The following is a 20621-nucleotide window of genomic DNA, read 5'->3' as shown; positions in this document are numbered from 1 at the left end:
CATAAATAGGGACATTTGATCCAGGCAAGCCTGGAAGGCGTTTCAGCAAGCGCTTCCCAGCAGCAGGCGCGCGATCAGTCCACCACCCTCCCGGTGCAGTAGCTGCAGTTCGCCCGCATGCCGCCGCGCCACGTTGGCGGCGACCGCCAGGCCCAGCCCGGTCCCACCCGTGGCGCGGCTGCGTGAGCTCTCGCTGCGCTGGAAGGGCTGCAGCAGGCGCGCACGGTCTGCCTCGTCGATGCCGGGGCCGCGATCCATCACGTCCAGCTGCACCACCTTGCCGGACACGGCCGCCTGCAGCTGTACCGCCCCCGCGTAGCGATCGGCGTTGTCGATGAGGTTGTCGATCGCCCGCCGCAGCAACAGCGCGTCGCCCTGCCACGGCAGCGCATCCGGCCCATCGAAGGAGATTTCGATGCCGCGCAGCAGCGCGCTCTGCACGCATTCCTCCAGCAGCGCGGCCAGGTCCAGTGGGCGCATCTGCACCGGCTGCAGCTCGCCACGCGCATAATCGAGCACCTGCTCGATCATCGTGTCCATGCGCTCGATGTCGGCCACCATCCGCGCCGCCTGTTGCGGGGGCGCGAACTCCGCACGCAGGCGCAGGCCGGTCAACGGTGTGCGCAGATCATGCGCGACGGCGGCGAGCATGCGGGTCATCTCCTGCGCCTGTTCGTGCAACCGCTCGCGCCCGGCACTGATGGCGCGGGCCAGTACCTGCACCTCGCGTGGGCCGTCGTCCGGCAGCGGTGTGCTGGCCTGCAGGTCCACATTGGCGCTGGCCTCGGCCAGCTGCCGCAGGGGCCGGCCGAGGCGGATCGCTGCCCAAGCGGCCAGCGGTGCCAGCAGCACGGTGCCCGCCAGCAGCGCCAGTACCACCTGCCGACGCCACGCCGCCAGATCGCTGTGGTCGCTGCCCACCACCTGCCATCGACCATCGGCCCGGCGCACGGCCAGTTCGAACGGCGTCCACTGCATTGCGGTCAACACAGAGACCTGCGCCTGCAACGCGTCCGCACGCGCTTTGGCATCGAGCACAGCGCCGCCTTCGATGACCTGCACCTCCGGCGCCTTGCCGCGGCTGCTCCAGACCAGCTTGACCTGCTCCAGCGGCTGGCCCAGCTGCGCGGCCACCAGTCGGGTGAGCCAGTCATTGCTGATGCCCCCGGGCGGCGATGCGCGGGTTTCCAGGTGCAGGCCCAGCGCTGCGGCAGGACGTTCACCACGCAGCACCTGCATGGCCTGGTCCAGCCGCATCGGCGGCACCGGCGGTCGCGGCATCCAGCCCACCACCGCCACGCTGACCAGGGTCGCCAGCAGCAGGCTGGCCAGGGCCAGCATCGCGATCCAGCGCGCGGTGGACCAGCGCGCCCTCACAGCACCTGCACCTCGGCGTCGAAGCGATAGCCTTCGCCGCGCAGGGTCTGCACCAGTGCCTCGGCGCCGGGTACCGCGTGGCCGAGCTTGCGGCGCAGGCGGCTGATTGCCAGGTCGACGGCGCGGTCGACGCTCTCGCTGTCCTCGCCACGGGTCAACGACAGCAGCTGCTCGCGCCCCAGCACTCGCCCTGCGCGCTCGGCGAGCGCCAGCAACAAGGCGAATTCGCCACGGCTGAGCGCCAGCTCGCCGCCATCGGGTGCAAGCAGTCGGCGCTGTTCGGGGAACAATCGCCAGCCGCAGAAACGCAGCTCGCTGGCCACCTGGGTGCGCAGTTTGTCCTGCCGACGCAGCAGTGCGCGCACCCGCGCCAGCAGCTCGCGCGGATCGAAGGGTTTGCCCAGATAGTCATCGGCCCCCATCTCCAGACCGATCACCCGGTCCGGCGCGGTGCCCATCGCCGACAGCATCAGGATAGGAATGGCGCGTGCCTGCAGCCGGCGGCACACCGACAGACCATCCTCGCCGGGCATCATCCAGTCCAGGATGATTGCGTCCGGGCGCTCGCTCTGCAGCAGCACATCCAATGCCGCAGCATCGGCAGCCACGCGCACCTGGTAGCCGTGCAGCAGCAGGCAGTCGGCAATGGCATCACGGATGCTGGCATCGTCATCGACAACGATGACCCGGGCGGGAGTGTTCATGCGGACAGTATCGTGCAGGTGTGTATCAGGACGGTATCAACGCAGATATCCCGGCGATACGCCGATGCGCGCCAATGGGCCTCCCCATTCAACCCCGGAGACTTCCCGTGCGCCTCACCCTGCTGCCCCTGCTTGCCGCCGTCTTCCCCACGCTGGCCGCCGACACCCCCGAGCATGTACTGCCGATGTGGATGCAGGGCGGTCATCCGGCCGTGGCCGTGTCGCTGGACGGGCGTGCCGAACCGCTGCGCTTCGTGGTCGACAGCGCGGCAGGCGCCACTCTGGTCGATGACCGCGTCGTGCGGCGCTATGGCCTGGAGGACGCGGATGCAGAGGTATCACAGGCCCAAGGGGCAAGTGCAGCTTCCGCGCGGCTGCAGCGCATACGCAGCACGTCCTGGCAGCTGGGCAGCTGGCAGCTGCAGGCCCAAGCCATGAAGGTCGATCTGTCGTCGTTGCCGAAGGACGACGATCCGGCCATTGACGGCTTGATCGGCAACGATCTGACCGGACGCTGGGACACCCGTTGGGATTTCGGCCGCAATCAACTGGCGCTGTGGACACCCGGCGGATTGAACCTGGAAGGAACGGGTTGCCAGCCCAATGCACTGCCCCGCCGCACTGACGGCCTGCGCCAGTTCGGCTTCATCACACTTGCACTGGGCGCGCCTGCGGTGGACGCCATCGCCGTGGTCGACACCGGTGCCGCGCAGACCGTCCTCAACGCTGAAGCAGCTCGCGCACTGGGGCTGCGCACCGACGGCAGCGACGCGCGGGTAAGGGTGCGTGAAAAGGGCACCGAAGGCTTGGGCGGCGGAAAGCAGGCCACCTGGCTGTACACCCTGCCTGGCATGACCGGCAGCGGCTGGCAGCACCCATCGATGGAGGTCCGCATCAGCGAACTGCCGGTGTTCAAGGCGATCGGCCTGGAGGGCCGACCGGCGCTGATCCTGGGCGCGGATGCAATGCGCGGCGGCCAGGTGGACATTGGTGCCGGCGCGGCCCGGATCTGCCTGCGCCGCCCGTCCGACAGCTGAGGCCGGACCATGACGTCGGCGACGGGCTGGCGTAGCATCGCGCCACGTCCTGCCAGGAGGTCCACGCATGCGCCGTGCTGCCCTGTTGTTGCTGACGCTGTTCCCGCTGGCCGTGCTGGCCGCACCACCTCCGGTTCCCTCGCCGGCCCGCATCGATGCCGAAGCGCAGCGGCTGATGCGGGCCGCACAGGCGCGTGGCATGGCGCTGGCGGTGATCGATGGCGGCAAGGTCGTGCACGTGGCCGCCTACGGCGAACGCAATGCCGCAGGCGAGCCGCTGCGCACCGACACGGTGATGTATGCCGCTTCGCTGACCAAGATGGCGTTCGGCCATCTGGTTGCGCAGCTGGCGCAGGACCGGAAGATCGAACTGGATGCCAGCATCGCCACAGCGCTGGACAAGCCGTTGCCGGACTATCCGTCCGAGCCAAAGAAGTACGCCGACTACAGCGTGCTGGCCGATGATGCGCGCTGGCGCCAGCTCACCCCGCGTTTGCTGCTCAACCACGCCAGTGGCATTCCCAACTTCGGGTTCCTCGAACCGGATGGCCGGCTGAAGTTCCACTTCGACCCGGGCAGCCGCTACGCCTATTCCGGCGAAGGATTGATTCTGCTGCAGTTCGTGATCGAACGCGGGCGGCTGGGCGAGGACGTGGGCGCGTTGATGCAGAAGCGGGTGTTCGACCGCTTCGGCATGACCCGCACCAGCATGATGTGGCGCGAGGACTTCGCCACCAACCTGGCAGACGGCTGGACCCTGCAGGGCACTGCCGAGCCACACGATGAGCGCAGCCGCGTGCGTGCGGCCGGTTCAATGGATACCACCATCGCCGACATGGCCCGTTTCGCCGCCGGCTACATGCGCGGCGACGGACTTTCAGCGGAGATGCGCAAGGAGCTGGTGCGGCCGCAGCTGCCGATCACCACCGCCAGCCAGTTTCCCACCCTGCAACCGGAGCTGCCGAAGGCACAGCAGCGCAACGACCTGGCGGCGGGCCTGGGCGTGGTGACGTTCCGTGGCCCGCAAGGCGCAGGCTTCTACAAGGGCGGCCACGATGATGCAGTGGGTAACACGCTGGTGTGCGTGGAGCGGCAGCAGCGCTGCCTGGTGATCCTGGGCAACGATGTGCGCGCCGAAGCGACTTTCCCGGCGCTGGTGGCCTTCGTGCTGGGCGACACCGGCGTGCCGTGGCACTGGGAGTACGGCGCGGCGAAGGCGTTCGTGAAGTAGGTCCACGCCATGCGTGGATGGCTCCCTCTCAACGCGCCTGTTCGAAGAACATCAGGTACACCAGCCGCCCGTTTTCCGGGCGATCGCCGAAGGCCGGGCCTGCGGTATGCCAGAACCACGGGCGCAGCAGCACCAGCCGGTTGAAGCGCATCGGGATGCGCATCGTCATCTCCCACTGGCTGTCGTCGACGCTGTCGCGCTCGATGATGTCGCGGTGCATGTCGCCGCCGTTGGCATAGCCCAACGCAGCCAGCTCGCCGGGATGCAGGGCCATGCGCTCGGTGCTGGTGCGGCGGTGGCGGAAAAACTCGGTGCCGCCCTGGCAGTGCTCCGGCGCGCTCAGGTAGAGAATGCCGGACCAGTGCGAATGATCGGTATGCACCTTGGCACGACCGACATCGCTGGCCAGGGTCAGGCGGAACTTGCCATGCGACTGCAGCGGGTTGACCGGGCGCAGGGGTTCGTTGACCAGCCGCGATGCGGCCTCGGACAGCCCGTCCAGTTCCAGCCGTTCAAGCGAATTCCGGCCGGGGAACGCCCCCTCCTGCGCCGGGTAGGTCAGGCCCAGGCCGGCCTGGCGCAGACCGTGCGCATCAGCCGGGGAGAGGAAGTCGTCGACGACGATGAACGAGGTAGGCATGGTCGCCGAGCGTAGCGACGCGGCGCCACCGCGGCAACCGGACAACAAAAACCCCGCCTCGCGGCGGGGTTCTTGCTTGCATCAGGGAGACGTGCCGACCAGGGCCGGCGACGTCCGACGGGGGCGTGGACCTTAGAAGTCCATACCGCCCATGCCACCCATGCCGCCCATGCCACCGGCGCCACCCATGGCCGGCTCGTCCTTCTTCGGAGCTTCGGCAACCATGGCTTCGGTGGTGATCATCAGGCCAGCGATGGAGGCGGCGTTCTGCAGCGCCGAACGGGTCACCTTGGTCGGGTCCAGGATGCCGAACTGCAGCATGTCGCCAAACTCGCCGGTGGCGGCGTTGTAGCCGAAGCTGCCGGTGCCTTCCTTGACCTTGTTGATGATGACCGACGGCTCGTCACCGGCGTTGGCCACGATTTCGCGCAGCGGGGCCTCCATCGCGCGCAGGGCGATCTGGATGCCGTGGTTCTGGTCTTCGTTGGCGCCCTTCAGGCCGGCCAGCGCGGTGACCGCACGGACCAGGGCAACGCCGCCGCCCGGGACCACGCCTTCTTCAACGGCTGCACGGGTGGCGTGCAGGGCGTCGTCGACGCGATCCTTCTTTTCCTTCATTTCGATTTCGGTCGAAGCGCCGACCTTGATCACGGCAACACCGCCGGCCAGCTTGGCCACGCGTTCCTGCAGCTTCTCGCGATCGTAATCGGAGGAGGTGTCCTGGATCTGGGTCTTGATCTGGCCGACGCGCGCGTCGACGGCAGCCTTGTCACCCACGCCATCGATGATGGTGGTGTTTTCCTTCGAAACCTGCACCTTCTTGGCGCGGCCCAGGTCCTTGATGGTGGCCTTTTCCAGCGACAGGCCGACTTCTTCGGAGATCACGGTGCCGCCGGTCAGCACGGCCATGTCTTCCAGCATCGCCTTGCGACGGTCGCCGAAGCCCGGAGCCTTGACGGCCACGACCTTGACGATGCCACGGATGGTGTTGACCACCAGGGTCGCCAGCGCTTCGCCTTCGACTTCTTCGGCAACGATCAGCAGCGGCTTGCCGGCCTTCGCGACGCCTTCCAGCACCGGCAGCAGGTCACGGACGTTGGAGATCTTCTTGTCGTGCAGCAGGATGAACGGATCATCCAGGTCAGCGGTCTGCGACTGCTGGTTGTTGATGAAGTACGGGGACAGGTAGCCGCGGTCGAACTGCATGCCCTTGACCACGTCCAGCTCATTGTCCAGGCCCGAGCCTTCTTCAACGGTGATCACGCCTTCCTTGCCGACTTCCTTCATCGCATCGGCGATGATCTGGCCGATCGACTCGTCCGAGTTGGCCGAGATGGTGCCGACCTGGGCAATCGCCTTATCGTCCGCGGTCGGCTTGGAGATGTTCTTCAGCTCGGTGACGGCGGCCACGACGGCCTTGTCGATGCCACGCTTGAGGTCCATCGGGTTCATGCCGGCGGCCACAGCCTTGGCGCCTTCGCGGATCAGGGCCTGGGCCAGCACGGTGGCGGTGGTGGTGCCGTCGCCGGCGTCGTCGTTGGTACGCGAGGCGACTTCCTTCACCATCTGTGCGCCCATGTTCTCGAACTTGTCAGCCAGTTCGATCTCCTTGGCGACGGAAACGCCGTCCTTGGTGATGGTCGGCGCGCCGAAGCTCTTTTCCAGCACGACGTTGCGGCCCTTCGGGCCCAGGGTGGCCTTGACGGCATTGGCGAGAACGTTGACGCCGCGCACCATGCGCGAACGGGCGTCTTCACCGAAACGAATATCCTTGGCAGCCATTGCGATTACCTCGATGTTTGCGCCGGGCCGGGCCCGGCGACGAAAAGGGATGTCTTACAGGAAAGCAGGTCGCGCCGAGGCTCAGCCGATGATGGCGAGCACGTCGTCTTCGCGCAGGACCTTGTACTCCACGCCTTCGCTCTTGTACGAGCTGCCGGCGTACTGGCCGTAGATGACCTTGTCGCCAACCTTCAGCGACGGCGCGCGCACGTTGCCGTTGTCCAGCGGCTTGCCCGGGCCGACGGCCACGACTTCACCCTTGGTGGACTTTTCCTTGGCCGAATCCGGAATGACGATGCCACCGGCGGAGATTTCGTCGGCTTCGATCGGCTTGACCACAATGCGGTCGTGCAGCGGCTTGATGCTCATGAGAGACCTCTTAAGTTATTGATTGGTCTAAAAAAGTCCGGCGATGTTAGCAGTCACACCAAGCGAGTGCCAGCAACGCGCGTGAAAAAGCCCGACAAGTCGGGAGCACGACAGAGATGGAGACCTCCACAGGCCTTTCAAGGGCTGATCCCGAAATTTTTCTCCGGGCCAGAAAACCTCCCTCCCTGCGTGGACGCCTGTATAGGGATGCAGTGCGGCAAGCCAAGGGGGGAAGGGGTGCGATTTAGTGATAGATGTCCCACTGTCAGATATCTGACGTTCATTTACGACAAAGTGTCACTCGATCGGCCTTAGGCTCGGCCGCGCATTCCCAATCACAAGGAGTAGTCGATGCGATTGCTGTCCCCGCTTGCCGCCGCCTGCCTGCTGGCGCTGGCCGCCGCGCCGGCCCAGGCCGAGGTCTTCATCAACGAACTGCACTACGACGACAGCACTGCCGCCGGTGACGTCGGCGAAGCGATCGAAGTGGTCGCTACTGCGGGCGAGGACCTGTCCGGCTACCGCCTCTACCTCTACAACGGCAGCAATCCATCAGCCGCCACGGTCTACGCCAACAACCCGGTGCCTGCCGGCACCGCCGCCGGCTGCGGCAACGCCAGTATCGCTGTGGTCAACTATCCGACCAACGGCATCCAGAACGGACCGAACGACGGCATCGCGCTGGTCGATGCCAGCGGCAAGGTGGTCCAGTTCCTCAGCTACGAGGGTGCCATCACCGCCTCCGGTGGCCCTGCCGCCGGCATGACCAGCCAGAACATTCCGGTGGCCGAGACCAACAGCACGGCGCCGGGCACCTCGCTGCAGCTGACCGGCAGCGGCAGCCAGTACGCACACTTCACCTGGGCCGAGTCGGCCAGGCAAACCTTCGGCAGCTGCAACAACGGCCAGACCTTCAGCGGTGGCGGCACGCCGGGCCCGAACACGCCGCCGTCGGTATCCACCACCACCCCGGCACAGGGCAGCAGCAGCTTCCCGGCCGCGGCCGATCTGGAAGTGGTGTTCAGCGAGACGGTGAACCTAGCCAGTGGCGCCTTCGCGCTGAGCTGCGGCACCTCCGGCAGCGTGCCGTTGAGCCACCCTGCCAGCGGCCGCAGCGTAAAGCTGTCCACCAACACCGCGCTGGTGGCCGGTGAAGCCTGCCGCTTCGACATCCGCGCCGCGCGCATCACCGACCTGCAGGGCGCGCACCCGGCGGCCGACAGCCGCATCGCGTTCACCGTGGCCAGCGCCGGCGGCAACCCCGACCCCGGCAACCCGGGCGTGCCGGCCGGCTACTACTCCAAGGTGAACACCTCCAGCCCGAGCCAGCTGCGCTGCTCGCTGCACGCCACCATCAAGGGCCACACCGCCTACCCGTACAGCGGCTCGGGCACCAGCACCTGGACCATCCTGGAGATTGCCGACGAGGACCCGAACAACCCGAACCGCATCCTCGACGCGTATCGCAACCGCAGCTACGCCAAGGTGACCGATCGTGCCGGCAGCGGCAGTGGCCTGAAGTACAACCGCGAACACACCTGGCCGAACTCGCTGGGCTTCGCCAGCACCACCGGCGACAAGGGCCTGCCGTACGCGCCGTACACCGACACCCACATGCTGTACCTGACCGATGCACAGTGGAATGCCGACCGTGGCAACAAGCCGTTCGCCAAGTGCGACGCCAGCTGCGGCGAGCGCGCCACTGAGGCCAACAACGGCCAGGGCGGCGGCAGCGGTGGCTATCCGGGCAATTCCAACTGGGTGCGTACGCCGGACGGCAACACCGGCACGTTCGAGGTGTGGAGCAAGCGCAAGGGCGACATGGCGCGTGCGGTGATGTACATGGCGATCCGCTATGAAGGCGGCAAGGATGCGGCCACCGGCCAGTCCGAGCCGGACCTGGAGCTGACCGACGACCGCAGCAAGATCGTCAAGACCAGCAGTTCGCCGGCCTACATGGGCCTGCTGTCGACGCTGATCGACTGGCACCTGTCCGACCCGCCGGATGACGCCGAACGAGCGCGCAATGACGTGATCTACAGCTTCCAGGGCAACCGCAATCCGTTCATCGACCACCCCGAGTGGGCGACCCCGGGCCTGTTCACCTCGGCCAAGCCGGCCACCTGCCAGCTGGCCAACTGACCGCCCCCGCAACGCAGCGGTCCACTGCCGCCGTCGGGCCCTGACCCGGCGGCGGCCCTATACTCGACGGCTATGTCGACCGTCGATCCTGTCCTGCTGCTGCTGACCACCTGCCCGGACCGGGCCAGTGCCGAGCGCATCGCGCACGCGCTGGTCGGCGAGCGCCTGGCCGCGTGCGTGACCCGCCTCGAGGGCGTGCAGTCGACCTACCGCTGGCAGGGCGAGGTCACCACCGATGCCGAGCTGCAACTGTTGGTGAAGACCACCGCAAGCCGCGTCGATGACGCAATCGCCCGGATCGTCGAACTGCATCCGTATGAACTCCCGGAGTGCATCGCGGTCGAAACCCGGGCCGGCCTGCCGGCGTATCTGGACTGGATCCGGGCGCAGACCCGGGAGGACACTGATTGAAGACTTTGTTTGCGCGTGGCGCCGCCCTGTGCGCCCTGTTGTGGCTCTCGCTGCCGGCGTTCGCGCTGGATGAGAAGGACCTGCTGCCGGTGGACCAGGCGTTCGCGCTGACCGCCACCGCGCCCGAACGTGGCCAGCTGCAACTGCAGTTCAGGATCGCGCCGGGCTATTACCTGTACCGCCACCGCACCAGCGTCAAGGCCGATCCGGCGTTCAACGCCGGCGCGCTGCAGATGCCCAAGGGCAACAAGCACCACGACGATTTCTTCGGCGAGGTCGAAACCTATCGTGAGCGCCTGCTGGCCACCCTGCCCGGCACGCCCACCGATGCGGCCGGCACCATCAGCCTGGAAGTGCGCTACCAGGGCTGCGCCGATGCCGGCGTCTGCTACCCGCCGCAGAAGCGCGTGGTGCAGGTCACCCTGCCCGGTGCCGGTGCCCAGGCTGCCACACCCGCCGCGCGTGCCGGCGCGGCCAGCCCGTTCAACAATCCACTGGCCAGTGCCGGCAACGGCGGCGGCCTGCGCCTGCCGGGCACCGCCAGCAACAGCCAGGCGTTGCCGCTGCCGTCCGAACAGGCGTTCGGCTTCGATGCCATCGCCAGCGATGGCAACACCCTGCTGCTGCGCTTCAGCCCAGCGCCGGGCTACTACCTGTACCGCGACCGCACCTCGCTGAAGCTGGAAGGCAGCGCCGGCGTGCTGGCCGACACGCCTCGCTGGCCCACCGCGCAGTCGCATCGCGATGAGCACTTCGGCGATGTCTCGGTGTACTTCAACCAGGTGGAAGTGCCGCTGCCGCTGCGCCGCACCGTCACCGACGCGGTCGACAGCACCCTGGTGGTGACCTTCCAGGGCTGCCAGACCGATGGCATCTGCTACCCGCCGATGACGCGGCGCGTGAAGCTGTCGATCCCGGCCGGCAAGGTCAACGCCCGCGCCGACCAGGCGCCGCCGCGCAGTGAAGTGATCAGCCCGCTGCCCGCTAGCGCCGGTGCACCGCGCGAAGCCGCCAACGGTGCGCCGCTGCGCCTGCTGCCGACCGTGCCCAACAACGACGGCGCCGTGCCCGCCGCCGCAGGCAGCGAGGGCGCCGGCAATGAGTTCGCCACCGATGCGCGCGGCGACAACGCCCTGCGCACGCGGCCGCCGGTGACCACGCCGAATCCTGACCGCTCGTTCGTCTGGGTGCTGCTGCTGGCCCTGGCCGGCGGCCTGGTGCTGAACCTGATGCCGTGCGTGCTGCCGATCCTGTCGCTGAAGGTGCTGAGCCTGGCACAAAGCGGCGAAAGCCCGCAGCGTGCACGCAGCCACGCGCTCTGGTACACGCTGGGCGTGCTGGTGGCCTTTGCGGTGATCGGTGCGTTGATGGTCGGCCTGCGCGCGATCGGCAACGCCGTCGGCATCGGCTTCCAGCTGCAGCATCCGGGCGTGGTCGCGGCGCTGGCCTACATCATGTTCGCGGTAGGCATGAGCCTGTCCGGTGTGTTCACTCTCGGCGGCGGCATCGGCAACCTGGGCCAGTCGCTGGCCAGCCGCAGCGGCCCGGCCGGTGACTTCTTCACCGGTGCGCTGGCCTGCGTGGTCGGCAGCGCCTGCGTCGGCCCGTTCATGGGCGGTGCGATCGCCTACGCCTTCATTGCCCCGCCGTTGAAGGCAATGACCGTGTTCCTGTTCCTCGGCCTGGGCCTGGCGCTGCCGTTCCTGCTGATCGGCTTCGTACCAGCACTGGCGCGCCGCCTGCCCAAGCCGGGCCCGTGGATGGAAACGCTGAAGCACGTGCTGGCTTTCCCGATGTACGCCACCGCGCTGTGGCTGCTGTGGGTGCTGGGCAAGCAGCGTGGCGTGGACGGCATGGCGCTGGTGCTGGGTGGCCTGCTGCTGCTGGCCTTCGGCCTGTGGCTGTTCGAGCGCAATCGCTGGACCGGCTCGCGCGCGGTGACCCTGCTCGGCGTGCTGCTGGCGATCGGTGCGCTGGTGCCGGCCTGGGGCGTGACCCAGCTGGCGCCACCGGCGCGTGCCGCACAGGTGGCCAGCGACAACGTGGTCGAGTACTCGCCGCAGCTGCTGGACCGCCTGCGCGCCGACAACCGCGTGGTGTTCGTCAACATGACCGCCGACTGGTGCGTGAGCTGCAAGGCCAACGAACGCGCGGTGCTGTCGCGCCCGGAGTTCAAGGAACTGCTCAAGCGAACCAATACGGTGTACATGCGCGGTGACTACACCAATGTCGACCCGCAGATCACCACGTTCCTGGAAGAGCACAAGGCGGTGGGCGTGCCGCTGTACGTCGTTTACGGCCCCGGCGCGCCGCCGACTGTACTGCCGACGCTGTTGACCCAAGCGGTGGTCGAGGAAGCGCTGCTGCGCACCGCACGATGAGGTGGCAACGGCCAGCGCTGCTGTGGACAGCGGTGCTGGCCGCCGGCCTGGGCCTGTGGGCCGGGCATCGGCTGACACCAGCCCCGGCGGCATCGGTCATGCCCCCCGCCGCTCCCACCCAGCCTTCGCTGCAGGCTGGCGACCCGATGCCCGCGGTGTCCCTGCCCGACCTTGAAGGACGTGTGCTGGACCTGCGCGAGCGCTTCGCCGCCCGCCCACTGCTGATCAATGTGTGGGCCAGCTGGTGTGCGCCCTGCGTGGAAGAGATGCCCGAACTGGCCCGCTTCGCGCATGTACAGGGCGACAACGGCGTGCAGGTGCTGGGCCTGGCGCTGGACACCCCGGAGGACGTGCGCCGTTTCCTGCAGCAGGTACCCGTGGAATACCCGATCGTGATCGAGACACCGGGCCCGCGCGATGCCAGCGTGCAGCTGGGCAACGCGCAGGGCCTGCTGCCCTACAGCGTGTTGTTCGATGCGCAGGGGCGGATGGTCAAAGCAAAGCTGGGGCCATTCGCCCACGGCGAGATCGAGCACTGGGCCGGCAACGAACCTGCGCCAGCGCACGCTGACTGATCACGCTACCTCGGTCATACCGCCGGCATGAGGGCCCAGCCGCCCACGGCCGTCCAGCGCCAACCCTGCCATCTCGCCTCCAGCTTCCACGAAATGGAAGAAGAGCTGGCACCACAGCCCACTCGGCAGTGGCTCACGCCAATGTGGCAGGGTCATGCCGCGATAGATCAGCGCATCACCGACGTCCAATGCCACCGGTACGGCGACGCCTTCCGACTCGATCAGTATCGGCCACAGCTCCTCCACGTTGCGATAACCCACCGTCATCGTCGCACTCACTTCGCAGGCGCCACGATCAACATGCTTGTGCAGCCGGGACTCGGTTGTGTAGATGCGGGCAAAGGAATACGTAGGCAGCAGTTTCAGGCCCGTGGCCCGCTCGATCCGCGCCTGCACCGTCGGGAGCATTGCCTCGCCAAGCGCGTCCGCGTAGCGATCCATTGCGTTCAGGCCCGGCTTCACGGTGTAGTAACCTTCAAGACCGGCATAGGAGAGGTAGTAGCGCCAGGCCAGCGCCAGCATGTCCTTCGACATCATGCCCGGACACACCTCATAGCCGAGTTGCGCGAAGCCCGCTTCATTCCGCTCCCCGATCATTACTGCGGCAGTGCTCATGCGTTGCTCCCTCCGTTCGATCGTTCGATTCCATCAATGACATTGCCGTCTAGAAGTGCACTGCGCTGCGCATCGGGCAGTGCAAGAAGCACTTCGACAAGCTCGGGTTGCCCATGTTGCTCGATCAGGTTTGCACACTCGATGGCGATCAGCTCGCGAAGCTCGTCCAGCGCAACCGGGTGCTGGCTACCGTCGAAACGACTTGACAGGTAGCCGCTGCCAACGGCCTCGAAAAAGGCAACCGGGCGCTCGCTGAGGGCGAACAGATACACGAGGCGCTCGGCACGTTCACCGATCAAGGATACGATCACTTCGCGTTGGTCCCTTCCCTGGCATGCGGTGGAGAACCCATTGGTGCCGTAGATGCTGTGGTACATGCCGGCTGCACAGACATGGGCAGCGCACCCCCAGTTGGACAGCAGCTCAGCAGTTCCGACCAGGTGATCAAGCAGACTGCGACCACTGTGCGGATGGCGATCAGCGCCCAGCTGCTGCAGGCCACATCGCAGCTGCGCATGCATTGCTTCAGTGCTCATCGGCAGCCACCAGGCGACTCTTGATGACCACCGAAACACGCAGTTCCGGGCACTGCCGGCTGACCGAACGCGCCACGTGCGGCGTCGCGCCACGGAACACGATGAGCCTGCCAGGAACCGGCAACACCGCGTGCGCAGTGGCACTGTCAGCTGGGAAGAAAACTGTCTCGCCCGCCCAATCGGGATCCCATGCACCGTGGGCATAGTAGATGGTGGTGAAGGCATCGCTTTCCATGCTGTCGGTGTGAATGGAGCCTTCCACGCCATAGGTATGGCCATTGGCATATACGCGCAGCGGCACGTGCCCACGCAGCACGGTAGTCGACAGGTGAACCCACAATGCATGGATCGCGGATGCCTGTAGATTGGCGGCGAGCGCATCCTCGCAACTCTCCCTTGTGCCCTCGTCGCCACCGGCAAAATGCGCATGCCAGAAGCCGAAGCAATCGTGGTCCTTCACCGACTTCCAGCCATAGGCCCAGATCGGACGCCTGACCAGACGCAGGATATCCCGGCGCAGTTCCAGTGGCACACCATTCTCGATGACCCGGACCTCACCCAGGGTAGGTGCAACCACCGAAGTGAGGTCATCCAGTAACGTCGACATCTTCCAGGCTCCTTGTGCTGTCAGCTTCGGTCGGGCATACGTAGACGGGTGAGGCCAGGCTCACGCCGTGATCCTCTGCGGATCCGGCGACTGCCATGCGTGCAGCGTGCCCTGCCGCATCTCCAGAACGCGATCTGCAATGGCGATGGTCTGCGGCCGATGGGCAATGATGATCCGGGTGATGCTCAGCGACTGGATGGCCTGGTTGATCAGCCGTTCGTTCTCCAGGTCAAGATGACTGCTGGCCTCATCCAGGATCAGGATGCGTGGCTGGCGATAGAGCGCGCGCGCCAGGATAAGGCGCTGTCGCTGACCGCCGGACAGTGATGCGCCAAGGTCGATCACACGCGTGTCGTAGCGCAGCGGCATGGCCATGATCTCACCGTCTATCTGTGCCAGTTTCGCGGCCTGCTGGACACGTTCGCGGGAGAAGCCCGGCTCGAAGAACGCGATGTTCTCGGCCACAGTGCCATTGAACAGCTGATCGTCCTGCAGGACGCACGCGATGGTGTCGCGCAACTGCTCGCGCCGCAGCTCCTGCAACGGTTTCCCGCCCAGGCAGATGGTGCCGTCATCAGGCGCCAGCAACCCCACCAGCACCTTGGCAAGCGTGGACTTTCCGCTTCCCGATGCACCGGTGATGGCAATGCATTCGCCGTTGCTGATGCTGAAGCTGACGTCCTCCAGCACTGAAGGGCCATCGTGGTTGTAGCGGAAGCGCAGCGAACGTACGTCAAACGCGCACTGGCCGGGCGTGACCACGCCATCGCCGCCGGCCGGCTCGCAATCACCGGTGACGATGTCGGCCAGCCGCTCGCCATGCAGGCGCAGTGTCCGCCACTGCGCGACCAGGTCCAGCATGCGCGTGGAGCGAAGCGAAAACTGATACGCGTAGGTGACGTACGCCACCAACATTCCCGCGGTGATGCTGCCCTGCATGACCAGCCACGCACCGGCGCCTACGGCGGCGATCCAGTGCAGGCGCAGAATCGACTGGCCCATCTCGTCGACCATCCCCCCCCAGCGCAGCGTTGCCGCGGTGGCCTGGGCGGCATCCCGCGTCTTTCGGTTGTACCTGGCCAGCTTGTTGGCTTCGTATCCGTTGGCCTTGATCGAATGAACGCCATGCAGGATCTCCAGCAGCTGACCCTGCTGTGCCGAGCGGGCATGGATCGCGCGTTCTGTTCCCTGCAGAAGCCGTGACAAGGTAAGGAGTCGGAACACCGCATACACCAGGCAGAAGCCGAAGGTCAGCATGGCCAGCGTCGGCGAGTAGGCCAGGATGATCACCAGGCTCAGCAGCGCAGTGGCACCATCGAGCATACCTTCGACGAACTTGTTGGTGACGACGCGCTGGATCTCCTCGATCGAAGCGAATCGCGAGTGCACATCGCTGATCGATCGGCGCATGAAGAAGATATAGGGCAGTCTAAGCAGCCGGCCACAGACCGCGGCGTTCCACCCCACAGTCAGTTCTTCCCCAAGCCTCAGCAATGTCCAGGAGCGCGCGAGCGCGACACAGGTCTGCAGCACGGCAGAGGCGGCGAACGCAGCGATGAGCATCCACAGTAGATCGCTGTCCAATGCCGGAATGACCACGTCGGTCGCGGTCTGGATGAACAGCGGGGAGACCAATGCCAGCAGTTCGAGCACAACCGCCAGGGCGATGACCGCTGCAATCGCTGCGCGGCGCTGCACCACGCCCTCCTTCAACAGCGTCAACGCCGAGCGGTCGCTGGTGGGCAGCGCCCGGCCAAAATCGAGACCGGGCGTAGCCTCGATCACGATTCCCGTAAAGCGGCGATCGAACTCCCCGGCGTTGACGACGAGGCGCCCTGCAGCGGGATCGATGATTTCGTAGACTCCGTCGCGGCAGCGCTCAAGCACCACAAAATGCACGACATCCCAGTGCAGGATGCAAGGTAGCTTCAACTGCGAAAGATGCACCGGCTCGGCACGGAAGACGCGCGCATCCAGGCCCAATGCCTCGGCCATCTTCACCGTCTGACTGACGCTGGTGCCGCGGGACGAGGGCGTGAACCGCGAGCGCATCCTCTCCAGTGTCCATGCGCTGCCGTGATGCTGCATCAGCATAGCGAGGCATGCATGGGCGCACTCAAGCATTTCCGCCTGCAGAACGACAGGTACACGCCGCCCGAAGCGCTGCAACGCCCTCGCGCGCAAAGACCCGATCACGACCGCTCCTCATGCCGTCGCCACACTGGCAGCATCCAACCCAGCAGGGAATGTCGCCGCTCCAGGCTGACCTCGGCCGAGACGCCTGCCCCGGGCGGCTCTGTTGGCCACAGGACCTGCAGCCGGCGGCCCTCGCTCCCTTCCCCTTCTGCGACCGCCAGTATCTGCAGCGACCGAGGCGCTTGGCCCGGCACCCGCAACAGCACCCTGTCCGGCACCTCAGCGATACCGGTCTCGATCCACCGCACGCGCGCGCAACGCGGCGCGTCCACGCAGGCAGCACCAGGCCCTTCAACCCGCGCCTGGTAGTCACGCACCTGGACATGGGCGATGCTTGCCAGCGCCAGTCCCAGCGCCAATGCACCGAGCGTTCCAAGCAAGCCCAGGGCGAGGCCGCCACGCCGGCGCGTACTCGCCGTCCGCAGCCAATCTGCCGCGCCAGGGTTGTCGAACACCTGCTTGCGCAGCAGCGTGGAGGCGCCGGTTCCAAAGGACCTCTCCGCGTCCGTCATATGGCACTCGTGGTCATGGTTGGCAGTTGGTTGCGCTCCGACAGAATGCGGCTACCGGCACCCAACCGGGCTTCCACATGCGAGTAGAAGCGGTACAGCGCTTCGCAGTAGACCGAACGATTGTCGAATCCTCGATCCCGGCTGTATCTGTGAGCCGGCTCTCCACCCGCACAGGACTCGGCGAATCGGCAGTCCTCGCACGCCTTGGGGACATGCGAAAGCTCGTGGAGCAACTGCTGCAGATGGGGTTGATGCAGGTAGTCGGTGAACGCCGATGTCCTCACGTTCAGTTCGGCCTGGCTCCAGAACCAGTCCGAAGCGATCATGAAATCATCCTGGATGCGGATCCGCCCATCACTCAACAGTGCAAACCCCATGGTCACGCGGTCCCGCGTGCCCCGCCGGTCGTAATGGCTTGCCAACAGGCCGCGTACAGCGGTATCGAACAACGTCACCCTGACCCGGTTGCGATCGTGCAGCAGCCAATGGTCGAATACTTCACAGAGTTCGTGGCCGAGTTTCTCCAGTTCCGGCTCTGCCAGCGGCGAATCGGCCGTGCTGTCAACAAACAGAAACTTGATCCGTCGAATGCCGAGATCCTCCACCAGATGCCTGTAGTGCGCGAGGCCGTCAAAGCCTTCCCCCATTACCGCCAGCGCAGTCAGGCGGATCGGGTTTGCCGGATCCAGCAATTGCAGTTTATGCAGGTTCGTGCGGACGCGGTCGTACGACCCGCGTTCCTGGTGGTCGATGCGATAGCGGTCATGCAGCGCGCGATCACCATCGATGCTTATCCCCACGCCCATACCCTGCTCGGAAATCAGCTGCAGCCAATCTTCGGAGAGATGCACGCCGTTGGTCTGCAGAGTGAAATCCACATCCACATGTGACGCCAACCGCTCGCGGGCTGCGGTACAGAACGACCTGACCTTGGCAGCCTTGGCCAACGTTGGTTCGCCGCCATGGAACCCGAACACGACGCGGCGTACAGGCGCCTGCAGCAACGCCTGCTGGACGTAACCTATCAGGTCATCGAGGCAGGTGTCCGACATCAGGGATGGACGCTGGTAGACCTCGGCGTTCTCGGGAGTGTAGTAGTAGCAGTAGGAGCACTTCAGGTTGCAGCGCTCCACCAGTTTGATGATCACGTACAGGGCGTTGATGCGCATGGCGACCTGCTCCAGCGACAGAGGTGGGACGGCATGGAGGGTGGCAGCGCCAGCGCTGCCACCCTCCTTCGAATCAGCCGATTCGAATTACGCCACTCACGCCTGCAAGGCGGGCTCGACCGGGCCGACCTTCACCCAGCCGCCGTCACCACCGAAGATGTCCCGAGCCTCGATTTCGTCGAGTTCACGCAGCACGAGTTCCGACGCGGCCTTGGCCAGGTCCTTCACTTCGGTTTCGTTGCTCATGTAAAGCCTCCTTGTGATGTTGCCCAAGCCGGCAACAGGCATCTGCGTCATGCAGATCTGGTATGGCGCATCCGCGTGCGCCCATCGTCGTGCTGCCGATGCCCGGCCAGGCGGGCATCACGCAATTGGGTCCACAGCTGCCGGCCCAGCGCGGTCAACGTACGATCGCGCTCAAGCGGCAGCATGCAGTCAAGGTCGAACATCAAGCAGCGGCGTGCGATGCGCCGCGGAAGCTCAGCATCGGAAGGATCAAGCGCGTGCACATCATTCAGCAGCTGGAGCACGTTCACGTGCTCGTGCGCGGCAAGAAGTGCGCGCCGACTGCTGGTGTACCAGCGGCGGTGCGCCAGATAATGAAGCTGCTCATCGCCGGGTTCGCTCAAGCGTCCCAGCAATGCAAGCTGGAACATCTTCTGCTGGCAGGCACCGACCACGAGCAGCTCGAGATAATCGAGTACGTCGCGCCCCTCGCGTACTGCCAACAGCCCGGGGTGCGCCGGGCTGCTGAGGACGCACTCCGCCGGACCCTGCGTCATCAGCAGCCCATCCACCACCGAGGCCACCCACGCGGCATAGTGCGGCGACGCCGCCGCCAGCAATGCAACCGCTTGCTGCAACGCCTCGCTTGAGGCGGAGGCAGGCGATGAAGGATTCGGTGCGGACTGCAACAGGTCGGGAAACACCGCTGCCGGCGATGGACCGTGCGGGACAAGATAGCGAGGGCCGATCAGCGCCACGCCCTCGGCTTCAACCGGCGACGGGCAAGGCGGCAGCGCTGCGGGGATGACACCGCCAACGTCCCGCAGCCGGGTAGGCTGCTGGTGCGCGTTCACCTGCATGGCCCGCCCATCAATGTAGAGAACGCCTTCCTCTGCCAGTGCCGTATCCAGTGAAGGCAGTTCGTCGCCGTCCATCAGGAGTAGCTGCAAGGCGGCCAGTACCGGAGTCCGCTGCAGCATGCTGGCGGCCAACCCCACTGCGGGACGCCAGCAGGAGGAAGCAGGGGGATCGAACACCGCCATGGCGTGGCGAAGATCACGATGCGCCGCGTCGTCCAGCTGCTCCAGGATGCGCTGGCGCACGCGCTCGAAGTACAGACGCGCGACCTGTCCGGAAGCACCGGCGTCGATACCCGTGGACGTGGGCAGTGCGAAGGTGCGCGCTATGTCATTTTCCATCATGCGCCGCCGGGTTCTGCAGCGGGAGGGATGCAACGTCGCGCAGGAAGAACGTGGCGATCCACTTCTCGCCCTCCATCAGCGGCACGCCAGCGTGAAGAGTGCGCTCCGACGGCATGGCGTCCGGATAGGCGAAGTAGAGCGCGTTCCCCTGCTGCGGATAGATCTCCAGTTCAATGTCGGGGAAGCTGGTGGCGCCACCTCCGACGGGCGTATTGAGATACATGATGATCGTCGCCACGCGCTGACCGCTGCGACGGGCGTGACTGCCTTCGGCGAAATAGTCGTAATGCGGTGAGAAGTCCGCCCCCACGCCATATCGCACCACCTGCAGATGTTCCATGCGGGCTGCTGGCCAATGCGTCAACTGGCAGACCCTGTCCTGGAGGGTATCAGCCAGCGAGTACGCGCCGGGGGGAATCCACACCTGCTCACTGGTACGTGCGTAGGAAACGACGCGGGCGCCGTTGCCCGAGACTTCCCCCGCATTGACCAGCGAGCGACGAAGCCCTGGCCGCGCGAGGGCAATGAGCGCATCGCATTCGTCTGTGTCCAGGAAATTGGAGAACACGCACAGATCGGGTCGTCGCAGCCGCGCCTGAACGCGTATGCGGCGGTCCTGCAGATGCAGTTCGGTGGGCAGCGCATCGAGATCCAGCCAAGGCATCTCCCGGGCCGCCCCTGCACGCTCCCGACCCGGCGGTGCATCCGACTCGGACTCCGCCTGCTCCAACGCATGGGTGACGCATTGCGGGTGCCATCCCATGGCATGGAACCTTGCCACAACAGCTTCACGCGACAGGCCCGATTCAAGCCAGGTGCGTATGACGGATTGAGCGAGCTGTGGCGTATCCATACCGCTGCGTCTCCTTGTGCGTTCACCAGCCTGCCGCTGGAAACAGATGAATCGAGG

The 20621-nt window shown here is 66.0% G+C and carries 20 protein-coding genes; 6 read left to right on the top strand and 14 right to left on the bottom strand.

Annotated elements, in window-relative coordinates; all coding sequences use genetic code 11:
• Nucleotides 1-42 precede the first annotated feature (42 nt).
• Nucleotides 43-1341: an ATP-binding protein gene (locus tag QZ853_RS07940; protein ID WP_295571960.1), complete on the bottom strand. Its 1299-nt coding sequence runs from the start codon at nt 1339-1341 to the stop codon at nt 43-45.
• A 32-nt stretch (nt 1342-1373) separates the two neighbouring features.
• Complete coding sequence (locus tag QZ853_RS07935) at nt 1374-2081, bottom strand: response regulator transcription factor (RefSeq protein ID WP_295571842.1); 708 nt, start codon at nt 2079-2081, stop codon at nt 1374-1376.
• 185 nt (nt 2082-2266) lie between these two features.
• Between QZ853_RS07935 and QZ853_RS07930 the strand changes: the two genes are divergently transcribed.
• Nucleotides 2267-3118, top strand: coding sequence for a pepsin/retropepsin-like aspartic protease family protein (locus tag QZ853_RS07930; protein WP_345777898.1), 852 nt, complete (start codon nt 2267-2269; stop codon nt 3116-3118).
• Nucleotides 3119-3185: 67 nt separating this feature from the next.
• Entirely contained in the window at nt 3186-4349 is a 1164-nt protein-coding gene (locus tag QZ853_RS07925) for a serine hydrolase domain-containing protein (protein WP_295571839.1), read from the top strand.
• 28 nt (nt 4350-4377) lie between these two features.
• Here QZ853_RS07925 and QZ853_RS07920 read toward each other — a convergent pair whose 3' ends face one another.
• The 3 genes from QZ853_RS07920 to QZ853_RS07910 form a co-directional block, all read right to left on the bottom strand.
• The gene (locus QZ853_RS07920) at nt 4378-4989 is read right to left on the bottom strand and encodes a DUF6445 family protein (RefSeq protein ID WP_295571837.1); all 612 of its coding nucleotides are present in this window, start codon (nt 4987-4989) and stop codon (nt 4378-4380) included.
• A 132-nt stretch (nt 4990-5121) separates the two neighbouring features.
• Entirely contained in the window at nt 5122-6771 is a 1650-nt protein-coding gene (gene groL / locus QZ853_RS07915; RefSeq protein WP_295571835.1) for a chaperonin GroEL, read from the bottom strand.
• 81 nt (nt 6772-6852) lie between these two features.
• On the bottom strand, nt 6853-7140 hold the full coding sequence (locus QZ853_RS07910) for a co-chaperone GroES (RefSeq protein ID WP_295571833.1): 288 nt from the start codon (nt 7138-7140) through the stop codon (nt 6853-6855).
• A 351-nt stretch (nt 7141-7491) separates the two neighbouring features.
• Here QZ853_RS07910 and QZ853_RS07905 point away from each other — a divergent pair, with 351 nt between their 5' ends.
• The 4 genes from QZ853_RS07905 (at nt 7492) to QZ853_RS07890 (ending at nt 12649) form a co-directional block, all read left to right on the top strand.
• The gene (locus QZ853_RS07905; RefSeq protein WP_295571831.1) at nt 7492-9282 is read left to right on the top strand and encodes an endonuclease; all 1791 of its coding nucleotides are present in this window, start codon (nt 7492-7494) and stop codon (nt 9280-9282) included.
• 72 nt (nt 9283-9354) lie between these two features.
• Nucleotides 9355-9693, top strand: coding sequence for a divalent-cation tolerance protein CutA (cutA, locus tag QZ853_RS07900; RefSeq protein WP_295571829.1), 339 nt, complete (start codon nt 9355-9357; stop codon nt 9691-9693).
• On the top strand, nt 9690-12074 hold the full coding sequence (locus tag QZ853_RS07895; RefSeq protein ID WP_295571827.1) for a protein-disulfide reductase DsbD domain-containing protein: 2385 nt from the start codon (nt 9690-9692) through the stop codon (nt 12072-12074). Before cutA ends, QZ853_RS07895 begins: the two co-directional genes overlap by 4 nt.
• A complete protein-coding gene (locus QZ853_RS07890) occupies nt 12071-12649 on the top strand; it encodes a TlpA disulfide reductase family protein (protein ID WP_295571825.1) in 579 nt (192 codons plus the stop codon). Before QZ853_RS07895 ends, QZ853_RS07890 begins: the two co-directional genes overlap by 4 nt.
• On the opposite strand, the gene QZ853_RS07885 is transcribed toward QZ853_RS07890, so the two are convergent.
• The 9 genes from QZ853_RS07885 to QZ853_RS07845 form a co-directional block, all read right to left on the bottom strand.
• Entirely contained in the window at nt 12650-13264 is a 615-nt protein-coding gene (locus tag QZ853_RS07885; RefSeq protein WP_295571823.1) for a hypothetical protein, read from the bottom strand.
• Complete coding sequence (locus tag QZ853_RS07880) at nt 13261-13800, bottom strand: DUF6817 domain-containing protein (protein WP_295571822.1); 540 nt, start codon at nt 13798-13800, stop codon at nt 13261-13263. The genes QZ853_RS07885 and QZ853_RS07880 overlap by 4 nt, the downstream gene beginning before the upstream one ends.
• Nucleotides 13790-14407, bottom strand: a complete 618-nt coding sequence (locus tag QZ853_RS07875) for a 2OG-Fe(II) oxygenase (RefSeq protein WP_295571820.1) — start codon at nt 14405-14407, stop codon at nt 13790-13792. The genes QZ853_RS07880 and QZ853_RS07875 overlap by 11 nt, the downstream gene beginning before the upstream one ends.
• 60 nt (nt 14408-14467) lie before the next feature.
• Nucleotides 14468-16603 carry a peptidase domain-containing ABC transporter gene (locus QZ853_RS07870; RefSeq protein ID WP_295571818.1) on the bottom strand — a complete coding sequence of 712 codons (2136 nt, stop codon included), beginning with the start codon at nt 16601-16603 and terminating at the stop codon, nt 14468-14470.
• A complete protein-coding gene (locus QZ853_RS07865) occupies nt 16600-17115 on the bottom strand; it encodes a hypothetical protein (RefSeq protein WP_295571816.1) in 516 nt (171 codons plus the stop codon). Before QZ853_RS07865 ends, QZ853_RS07870 begins: the two co-directional genes overlap by 4 nt.
• Nucleotides 17112-18284 carry a radical SAM protein gene (locus QZ853_RS07860; RefSeq protein WP_295571814.1) on the bottom strand — a complete coding sequence of 391 codons (1173 nt, stop codon included), beginning with the start codon at nt 18282-18284 and terminating at the stop codon, nt 17112-17114. The genes QZ853_RS07865 and QZ853_RS07860 overlap by 4 nt, the downstream gene beginning before the upstream one ends.
• Before the next feature lie 96 nt (nt 18285-18380).
• The gene (locus tag QZ853_RS07855) at nt 18381-18530 is read right to left on the bottom strand and encodes a hypothetical protein (RefSeq protein WP_295571813.1); all 150 of its coding nucleotides are present in this window, start codon (nt 18528-18530) and stop codon (nt 18381-18383) included.
• 47 nt (nt 18531-18577) lie between these two features.
• Entirely contained in the window at nt 18578-19711 is a 1134-nt protein-coding gene (locus tag QZ853_RS07850) for a hypothetical protein (RefSeq protein ID WP_295571811.1), read from the bottom strand.
• A complete protein-coding gene (locus QZ853_RS07845; protein ID WP_295571809.1) occupies nt 19698-20564 on the bottom strand; it encodes a 2OG-Fe(II) oxygenase in 867 nt (288 codons plus the stop codon). The genes QZ853_RS07850 and QZ853_RS07845 overlap by 14 nt, the downstream gene beginning before the upstream one ends.
• Between the last annotated feature and the right edge of the window lie 57 nt (nt 20565-20621).

It is taken from the genome of uncultured Stenotrophomonas sp., assembly GCF_913778665.1.
Lineage (GTDB): Bacteria > Pseudomonadota > Gammaproteobacteria > Xanthomonadales > Xanthomonadaceae > Stenotrophomonas.
Note: the sequence above shows the minus strand (reverse complement) of the source record. Positions and strands in the feature narration are given on the sequence as shown.